Below are 7,865 nucleotides of genomic sequence, written 5' to 3' on the forward strand. Positions count from 1 at the left end.
ATCACAGTCCTATGGACTTGGCTAGACTATTTTAGTCTTCTAATTGCTCCTCACGACCTTGGTTCCAGTGGAAGTGGAAGGTCCCTGGGCGGTCTACACGTTGGTAGGTGTGAGCCCCAAAGAGATCGCGTTGCGCTTGGATTAAGTTAGCAGGTAAGACTGCTGAACGGTAGGAATCATAGTAGGCCAAAGCACTTGAGAAGGTTGGCACTGGAATCCCTGCTTGAATGGCTAAGGTCACCACGCGACGAACCGCAGCTTGGTTGCTACCTAAAATATTGAGGAAGTAGTCATCCAACATGAGGTTATCTAAGTCAGGGTTCTTGCTGTAGGCATCGGTAATCTTTTGCAAGAACTTAGCACGAATGATACATCCTGCACGGAAAATCTTGGCAATTTCGCCATAGTTGAGGGTCCAGCCGTATTCTTGGCTAGCAGCTTTCATTTGAGCGAAACCTTGGGCATAGCTGACAATCTTAGAGAAATAGAGGGCTTGACGCACGGCTTCAATGATGTCTTTTTTATCTGCTTCAGATAAGTTAGCTTGGAAATCTACCCCAGGAATGACTTGGCTGGCTGCCACACGTTCTTCCTTGAAGGTTGAAATGTAACGTGCGAAGACAGATTCCGTAATCAGTGACAAAGGCTCCCCTAAGTCTAAGGCAGATTGAGAAGTCCACTTACCTGTCCCCTTGTTACCTGCCCGGTCCATAATCACATCTACCATTGGCTTGCCAGTTGCTGGGTCGACGGTTGCTAGGATTTGAGTTGAGATTTCCATGAGGAAGCTGTCCAACTCACCCTTGTTCCACTCGCCAAAGATTTGAGAAATTTCAGCCGCAGACAAACCAAGCACGCGGTGTAAGAGGTCGTATGACTCTGCGATTAACTGCATGTCCCCATACTCAATCCCGTTGTGAACCATCTTAACATAGTGACCCGCACCATTTTCGCCAATGTAGGTCACACATGGCTCACCATCTTCAGGTGCTTTCGCTGAAATATCGCGCAAGATTGGCGCCACTAATTCATAGGCTGATTGAGGCCCACCCGGCATGATAGAAGGACCATGTAAGGCACCCTCTTCACCACCGGAAACCCCAGTCCCGACAAAGTTAATGCCTAATTCGGCCAAGCGTTCGCTACGGCGAATGGTATCCTTGAAGAAGGTGTTCCCACCATCAATGACAATGTCACCCTTGTCTAAGTGTGGCAAGAGTGCGTCGATGGTTGCGTCCGTTCCTCGGCCAGCTTGAACCATAAGAAGAATCTTACGTGGCGATTCAAGGCTGTTAACGAATTCTTCTACTGTGTAGGTCCCTACTAAGTTCTTACCTGGGTTTTGTTCCAAAACCTCAGTCGTTTTAGAGCCAGTACGGTTATAGAGTGAGACACTGTAGCCACGGCTTTCAATATTTAAGGCAATGTTACGACCCATCACGGCCATACCAACAACACCAATTTGTTGCTTAGTCATTGATCCAATTCCTCCAATTTGTCTTTTTACTTTAACGGTCTTATTTTAGCATAAATGGACCTATGATTAAAGTTTTGCGCTTAATATGTGCCAGAAATAGCTGATAAATTCTGCTTCTAGGTCAAAGGGATTGAAAGTCACTAGCCTTTGGGGTAAAATTAGGGCTGAAATTACAAAAGGAGGCGTCCTAATGTCGTCATTGCATGAGCGGAACTATCCTTCCGCCCCTAAAAAGAAAAGAAGCAAAATGGACCTACTAGTCCGCGTTACAGCTATTCTCATGGTCCTCTTGATGGTCGGCACCCTTGTCGGCTCAGTCATCCTGTCATTCATTAACCGCTAATTCTATCTTGTAAGGAGGTCGCCATGTCGCAAGTAGTCTACTATACGCCAGATTCTGAAATCAAAACGGAATGTGCCAGCGAAGCCTTGGCCCTTCTCCTGGGCAAGAAATGGGTACCCCGCATCATTGAAATCCTCAGCCAGGGACCTCAACGCTTTGGCCAGCTCCACAAGGAATTGGATGGCGCCAGCCCCAAGATGCTCAAACAACAATTAGCGCTTCTAGAAGCCAATGGCTTGATTATCAATCACAAGGAGTCGCAAGCCAATCAAGTTAGCTCCACCTACTGCCTGACGGATACAGGCCAGAGTCTAGTAGCCATCATCAGTGCCATGAAGGACTGGGGTAGCCAACATTTACAATGTGACCATTCCTAAGGTTAGGACCAACCTGTCCTAACCTTTTTTGCTAGCCAATAAAAAAGCGTCTCCCCAGGGAGACGCTTATTTTTATAAGATTAACATGGAATCGCCAAAGCTGAAGAAGCGATACTCCGCCTCCACCGCATGCTCATAAGCTGCTAGGACTGCCTCCCGATTATAGAAGGCTGATACCAACATAACCAAAGTGGAACATGGCAAATGGAAGTTGGTAATCAAGTGATCAACTACCTTAAATCCAAAGCCAGGCGAGATAAAAATCTGAGTCCAGCCAGAATCTGCTCGAACTTGACCATCATATTTAGCAGCGATGGTTTCCAGGGTTCGGACACTGGTAGTCCCTACAGCAAAAATCTTCCCGCCACGCGCCTGAACGGCCTGGATAGCGTCAGCTGATTCTTGACTTAATTGATAGTATTCGGCATGCATCTCATGGTCTTCAATGCTATCAGCCGAGACTGGACGGAAGGTGCCCAAGCCCACATGTAGGACTAGGGGAATAATTTCCACTCCCTTGGCCTTGATTGCCTCTAACAATTCATCGGTGAAGTGAAGCCCTGCTGTTGGGGCAGCCGCGGAGCCATTTTCCTTTGCATAGACAGTCTGGTAACGATCCGCATCCTCTAGACGTTCCTTAATATAAGGTGGCAGGGGCATTTGACCCAGGGATTCTAGGATTTCTAGGAAAACCCCCTCATAGGAAAATTCAATAATCCGGCCCCCATGGTCCCCTTCAGAAACAACAGTGGCAGTCAGACGACCATCCTCGCCAAAGACAATCTGGGTCCCTGTCTTAGCGCGGCGAGCGGGCTTAATCAAACATTCCCATTGATTGCCCTGGGTGTTATTAAGCAGCAGGACCTCCAAGTGTCCGCCAGTCTCCGGCTTGATACCGAAGAGGCGGGCCGGAATAACTCGGGTCTCATTAACCACCAAGGCATCACCTGGATTGAGAAAATTAATAATTTGATCAAAGTGCAAATCCTGCTTTTGGCCCGTTTGGCGGTCTAAAACCAATAAGCGCGAAGCCGCCCGATCCGCCAAAGGCGTCTGAGCGATTAGGTGCTCTGGTAAGTGATAATCAAAATCTTTGGTTGTTAACATTTCTAGCTTTACTCTACTTTCTCTCTATCATCTGGGTTGGGATAGGCATAACCTAGGTGCTCATAGGCCAAGGCGGTCGCCTGTCTGCCCCGTGGGGTCCGCTGAATGAAGCCATTCTGCACCAAGTAAGGTTCGTACATATCTTCCAGGGTTTCGGTATCTTCACCAATATTGACGGCCAAGGTATTAAGGCCTACTGGGCCACCACCATAAAACTCAATCAGACAACTGAGAATCTTACGGTCGATAGCGTCCAAACCATATTGGTCGATTTCCAGGACTTCTAGAGCGGTTTGGGCCATCCTTAAGTCGACCACGCCCTGGCCCTTAACTTGGGCAAAGTCACGTACCCGTTTGAGAATGCGGTTGGCAATACGTGGTGTCCCCCGGCTGCGCAAGGAGATTTCCCGCGCCCCCTCAGAATCAATACGCGTTTCGAAGACATCGGCAGACCGTTCTACAATCAGAGCCAATTCATCCGGTGTATAGAATTGCATGTGGGAGACAATACCGAAGCGATCCCGCAAAGGCTTGGACAGGGAACCTGCCCGTGTGGTCGCCCCAATCAAGGTAAAAGGAGGCAACTCAAAGTGGACTGGGTGAGCCGAAGGTCCCTGGCCAATAATAATATCGACAAAATAATCTTCCATGGCCGAATAGAGGACTTCTTCGATGACCCGAGGTAGGCGGTGGATTTCATCAATGAAGAGAATATCGCCTGGGCTTAATTCATTGAGCAAGGCCAATAAATCACCCGACCGCTCAATAGCGGGGCCACTGGTCGTGTGGAGCCCCACCCCCATCTCATTGGCGATGACCATGGCCATGGTGGTCTTACCTAGACCTGGTGGCCCATAAAGCAAGACATGGTCCAAGGCCTCTTCCCTTTGCTTGGCTGCTTGGATATAGATGGCTATTTCGTCTTTGATTTTGGACTGACCAATGTATTCAGACAGGCGACTTGGCCGTAGACTGAGTAAATTCCCCTCGTCTTCCGGCTGCCAGTTACCCGACAGCATACGTTCATCATGAGACATGGTCGCCCCTCCTCTACTTTCTTAATAACTTAAAGGCCGCACTCAGCATTTCCTGTGTGGAAGTCAGGCCAGCTTCTTGCAGTGGCTTTTCAACCTTCTTGATTTCCTTGGCCGAATAGCCTAAGCCAGCCAAGGCTTCTAAGGCCTCTTCTAAATGTTGTTGGCTGACTGGAGCCGCTGCTTGCGTTTGGGCATGAGCTTGGAAATCCAGATTGCCGCTTAGGTCTAAAATCATTTGTTGGGCGGTCTTCTTGCCCACACCTGGGAACTTGGTCAGGTAGGTAGAGTCCCCTGAATCAATGGCTTGAATTAAGCCAGCGTGGTCGTCCAAGGCCAAGATGGATAAGGCACTCTTGGGTCCGATACCCGATACCTTAAGCAAAGTATTGAAGAGTTGCTTCTCTTGCTGATCACGGAAACCATAGAGGGTCATGGCATCTTCTCGAACCACTAATTCTACCGGACAGAGGACTTGCTGGTGCAATTCCCCCTGCCAACGGTAGGGATTAGCGCACAGCAGGCGATAGCCCACACCATTTGCGCTAATTACAAGATAAAGGGGCTGGATTTGGACCAGCTCCCCTTGGATAAATTCATACATTATTATTACTCCACGTATTGTTTATAGTCGCCATAGCCAGCTTGGTCCATTTCTTCGTAAGGGATGAAGCGTAGGGCTGCTGAATTGATGCAGTAGCGTAAACCGCCCAATTCCTTAGGCCCATCCCCAAAGACATGGCCCAGATGGGAGTCTGCCTTGGCAGAGCGCACTTCTGTCCGCACTCTAGCCAGAGAAGCATCTTCTTTTTCGACAATTTCAGAGGCTTGGATTGGCTTAGAGAAAGCCGGCCAGCCACAGCCCGCATCATACTTGGCGGCACTTGAGAAGAGCGGCTCGCCGCTGACTATATCCACGTAGATGCCCTTCTCATAGAAATCATCGTACTCGCCACTAAAAGGACGTTCGGTGGCATTTTCTTGGGTTACTTTATATTGAATTTCATTCAAGCCCTTGATGGCTTCTTGGTACTGTTCTTGACTCATAATTGGTGACCTCCTTGGTGTGGATCTTGAATCCGTTTGAATAGTTTTTCCAGCGTCTTGTCGGTAATTTGGACAAAGACTGGCCGGCCATGTGGACAGTGGAAAGGATCATCTAAACCATCCAAAGCCTGAATAAGGTAGCTAGCCTGACGATCGTCTAGGTAGTGGTTGGCCTTAATCGCGCCCCGACAGGACTGCATAATCAAGGCGGCTTCCTTGATTTGGTTAATGCTTAAATCTGGTTGTTTGACCAAGCGTTCGGTCAGATCCCGCACCGTCTGCTCCACTTCATGTACTTCCAACCAGGTTGGATAAGAAGCCAATTGATAGGTTTTAGGTCCAAAGGCTTCTAAGACAATGCCCAGTTCTTCCAGCCTTGGCAAGACTTGGTCTAATCCTGCTAACTCAGCTGGGCTAAAGTGGAAGAGATAAGGTAACAAGAGGGTTTGCTGGGTCTTGGTGTCCATTTCCTGCTTCATAAAGGCCTCATAGCGAATCCGCTCTTGGGCCGCATGTTGGTCAATCAGGTAGAAGCCTTCTGGACTTTCCGCAATCAAATAAGTGCCATGAATCTGGCCGACATAGCGTAAGTGACCAAAAGTTGGGCGTAAGTCCTGACTGCCACTAGGTTGAGCTTGGGTCTCCTTATGAGACTCCTCTGGTGTCGCTTGAACTGGCTGACTAGGGCTAGGCTCTAATTCCTCAAACTTGCTTACCGGCTCCACTTGTCCCTCCTGCCAATCAGGCGCTAAGTTTTCAGCCACCCGGCTGACTGGCGCTGATTGAGCTGGCTGACTTGGTTGGCTTGCTTGGCTAGACCTTAAGTCATCGTCTCCATCATAAGCCGAGTCAAATGTCGGCTCCTTCCCCTTACCGTCCAAGTCCAGAGGCACGACTTGGCTTGCTAGAGGACCTTGAGGGCTGGCTTGATTTGTTTGATGGAAGAGTCGACCACCTGCCAGTTCTTGAACCTGGGCATTGGGCACAGGGTTGAGGCTGGCTAGACTCTCCACCACCGCCTGGGTCAGCAATTGACCTAGTTCGCTTTCCTTGCTAAGGCGGACAGTTTGCTTGGTAGGATGGACATTGACATCTACTAGACGAGGATCTAACTCAATAGCGATGACGGCCAAAGGATAGCGGCCAATCATGAGTTGGCGACCATAGGCTCGTAGCAAGAGCTCAGTCAAGGCATAGGAACGAACGGCCCGGCCATTAATCATCCAGTGGATATAGTGCTTGGAAGTCCGGGTCAACTGAGGTGGTGAAATATAGCCCTTAATCTTGAAGTCCAGATTCTCCGCTTCTAGGCCTATAAGCTGACGAGCTAGCGCCGGTTGATAAACATTGGCGATGGTCTGGCGCAAGTCCCCTGTCCCGAAGGACTGGAAGATGGTTTGGCCGTCATTGACCAAGTGGAAGCGAATGTCGGGATAGGCCATGGCAATATCCTGAATAAAGTTCAAGCTATGCTTGAGCTCTGTCTTCAGACTACTCAAATGCTTAAGACGTGCTGGCGTGTTATAGAAGAGACTATCTACGGTCAAGGTCGTTCCCTTGCGGGCACTGGTCATGCCATGGGCTTGCACCTGAGAACCCGCAATCTCAATATAGTGACCGGCCTCAGCGCCCGCCTGCATGGATTCTACCCGGACCTTAGCGACAGACCCAATACTGGCTAGGGCTTCACCCCGGAAACCCAGTGATTTGATTTGAAAGAGGTCATGGACATCATAGAGCTTGCTGGTGGCGTGAGGCAAGAAAGCCTTGGCCAAATCTTCAGCATCCATGCCTTCCCCGTCGTCAATAACCTTAACCTGCTGAATCCCCGCTTCCCTCAGTTCCACCCGAATGGTCTGGGCGCCTGCGTCAATGGCATTCTCCACTAACTCCTTAACAACCGAAGCGGGACGTTCTACGACTTCACCGGCCGCTATCTGGTTGGCTAAAGCTTCTGGCATTTGTTGAATCTTGCCCATGAAATCCCTCCTTTCAATACTTCTTAGAAAATTACTTTAATTGATCTTGCATGGCTGCTAGGCCTTCTAAGGCCTGGAGTGGTGTTAATTGGTTAATGTCCAAATCAGCCAATTGCTTGAGCACTCGCTCTTGGTCTTCTCTCAAAACCTTAGGCGAAGGCTTAGTCGCCGGCAGGTCGAAGAGCGAAAGCTGGCCGTCACTTTCTGGTTCTTGGCGTCTCAGCCATTGGCTGTTAGACTCCAATTCCTGCAAGACTTCCTGGCTTTGAACCAATAGAGATTGTGGCAGGCCTGCTAGTTTGGCGACATGAATCCCGTAACTCTTATCAGCAGCCCCTTCCAAAATCTTATGTAGGAAGACCACTTGGCCCTTTTGCTCGGTGGCCCCCACATGAATATTGCGTAAAACTGGTAATTTAGTCGATAAATCAGTCAATTCATGGTAGTGAGTTGCAAATAGAGTCTTGGCTCCGATATGTTCATGGATATACTCGGTAATCG

Annotated in this window: 8 protein-coding genes and 1 pseudogene; 2 read left to right on the forward strand and 7 right to left on the reverse strand. The window is 49.2% G+C overall.

Features of this window, described 5'->3' with window-relative positions; genetic code table 11:
* Nucleotides 1–31 precede the first annotated feature (31 nt).
* Complete coding sequence (gene gndA / locus Q0339_RS00300) at nt 32–1,477, reverse strand: NADP-dependent phosphogluconate dehydrogenase (protein ID WP_298076780.1); 1,446 nt, start codon at nt 1,475–1,477, stop codon at nt 32–34.
* A 190-nt stretch (nt 1,478–1,667) separates the two neighbouring features.
* On the opposite strand from gndA, the gene Q0339_RS00305 reads away from it, so the two are divergent.
* Together Q0339_RS00305 and Q0339_RS00310 are read left to right on the forward strand one after the other, a co-directional pair.
* Entirely contained in the window at nt 1,668–1,820 is a 153-nt protein-coding gene (locus Q0339_RS00305) for a DUF4044 domain-containing protein (protein ID WP_023391959.1), read from the forward strand.
* A gap of 23 nt (nt 1,821–1,843) precedes the next feature.
* A complete protein-coding gene (locus tag Q0339_RS00310; RefSeq protein ID WP_291427665.1) occupies nt 1,844–2,197 on the forward strand; it encodes a helix-turn-helix domain-containing protein in 354 nt (117 codons plus the stop codon).
* Nucleotides 2,198–2,269: 72 nt separating this feature from the next.
* Here Q0339_RS00310 and queA read toward each other — a convergent pair whose 3' ends face one another.
* The 6 genes and pseudogenes from queA to Q0339_RS00340 form a co-directional block, all read right to left on the reverse strand.
* Nucleotides 2,270–3,304: a tRNA preQ1(34) S-adenosylmethionine ribosyltransferase-isomerase QueA gene (gene queA, locus Q0339_RS00315; protein WP_298076781.1), complete on the reverse strand. Its 1,035-nt coding sequence runs from the start codon at nt 3,302–3,304 to the stop codon at nt 2,270–2,272.
* A gap of 8 nt (nt 3,305–3,312) precedes the next feature.
* Nucleotides 3,313–4,341, reverse strand: a complete 1,029-nt coding sequence (gene ruvB / locus Q0339_RS00320) for a Holliday junction branch migration DNA helicase RuvB (protein WP_298076782.1) — start codon at nt 4,339–4,341, stop codon at nt 3,313–3,315.
* A 13-nt stretch (nt 4,342–4,354) separates the two neighbouring features.
* Complete coding sequence (ruvA, locus tag Q0339_RS00325) at nt 4,355–4,942, reverse strand: Holliday junction branch migration protein RuvA (RefSeq protein ID WP_298076784.1); 588 nt, start codon at nt 4,940–4,942, stop codon at nt 4,355–4,357.
* Nucleotides 4,943–4,947: 5 nt separating this feature from the next.
* Nucleotides 4,948–5,385 carry a peptide-methionine (R)-S-oxide reductase MsrB gene (msrB, locus tag Q0339_RS00330; protein WP_298076786.1) on the reverse strand — a complete coding sequence of 146 codons (438 nt, stop codon included), beginning with the start codon at nt 5,383–5,385 and terminating at the stop codon, nt 4,948–4,950.
* Complete coding sequence (gene mutL, locus Q0339_RS00335; RefSeq protein WP_298076787.1) at nt 5,382–7,364, reverse strand: DNA mismatch repair endonuclease MutL; 1,983 nt, start codon at nt 7,362–7,364, stop codon at nt 5,382–5,384. The genes msrB and mutL overlap by 4 nt, the downstream gene beginning before the upstream one ends.
* 31 nt (nt 7,365–7,395) lie before the next feature.
* A pseudogene (locus Q0339_RS00340) lies at nt 7,396–7,865 on the reverse strand (DNA mismatch repair protein MutS); the annotation flags it as partial.

The organism is uncultured Abiotrophia sp. (genome assembly GCF_938010525.1).
GTDB lineage: Bacteria > Bacillota > Bacilli > Lactobacillales > Aerococcaceae > Abiotrophia.

Bases quoted from the DNA above. Each gene is read 5' to 3' on its own strand.
- gndA (WP_298076780.1), bottom strand. From the start codon at position 1,477: ATGACTAAGCAACAAATTGGTGTTGTTGGTATGGCCGTGATGGGTCGT.
- ruvB (WP_298076782.1), bottom strand. From the start codon at position 4,341: ATGTCTCATGATGAACGTATGCTGTCGGGTAACTGGCAGCCGGAAGAC.
- queA (WP_298076781.1), bottom strand. From the start codon at position 3,304: ATGTTAACAACCAAAGATTTTGATTATCACTTACCAGAGCACCTAATC.
- Q0339_RS00305 (WP_023391959.1), top strand. From the start codon at position 1,668: ATGTCGTCATTGCATGAGCGGAACTATCCTTCCGCCCCTAAAAAGAAA.
- msrB (WP_298076786.1), bottom strand. From the start codon at position 5,385: ATGAGTCAAGAACAGTACCAAGAAGCCATCAAGGGCTTGAATGAAATT.
- ruvA (WP_298076784.1), bottom strand. From the start codon at position 4,942: ATGTATGAATTTATCCAAGGGGAGCTGGTCCAAATCCAGCCCCTTTAT.
- Q0339_RS00310 (WP_291427665.1), top strand. From the start codon at position 1,844: ATGTCGCAAGTAGTCTACTATACGCCAGATTCTGAAATCAAAACGGAA.
- mutL (WP_298076787.1), bottom strand. From the start codon at position 7,364: ATGGGCAAGATTCAACAAATGCCAGAAGCTTTAGCCAACCAGATAGCG.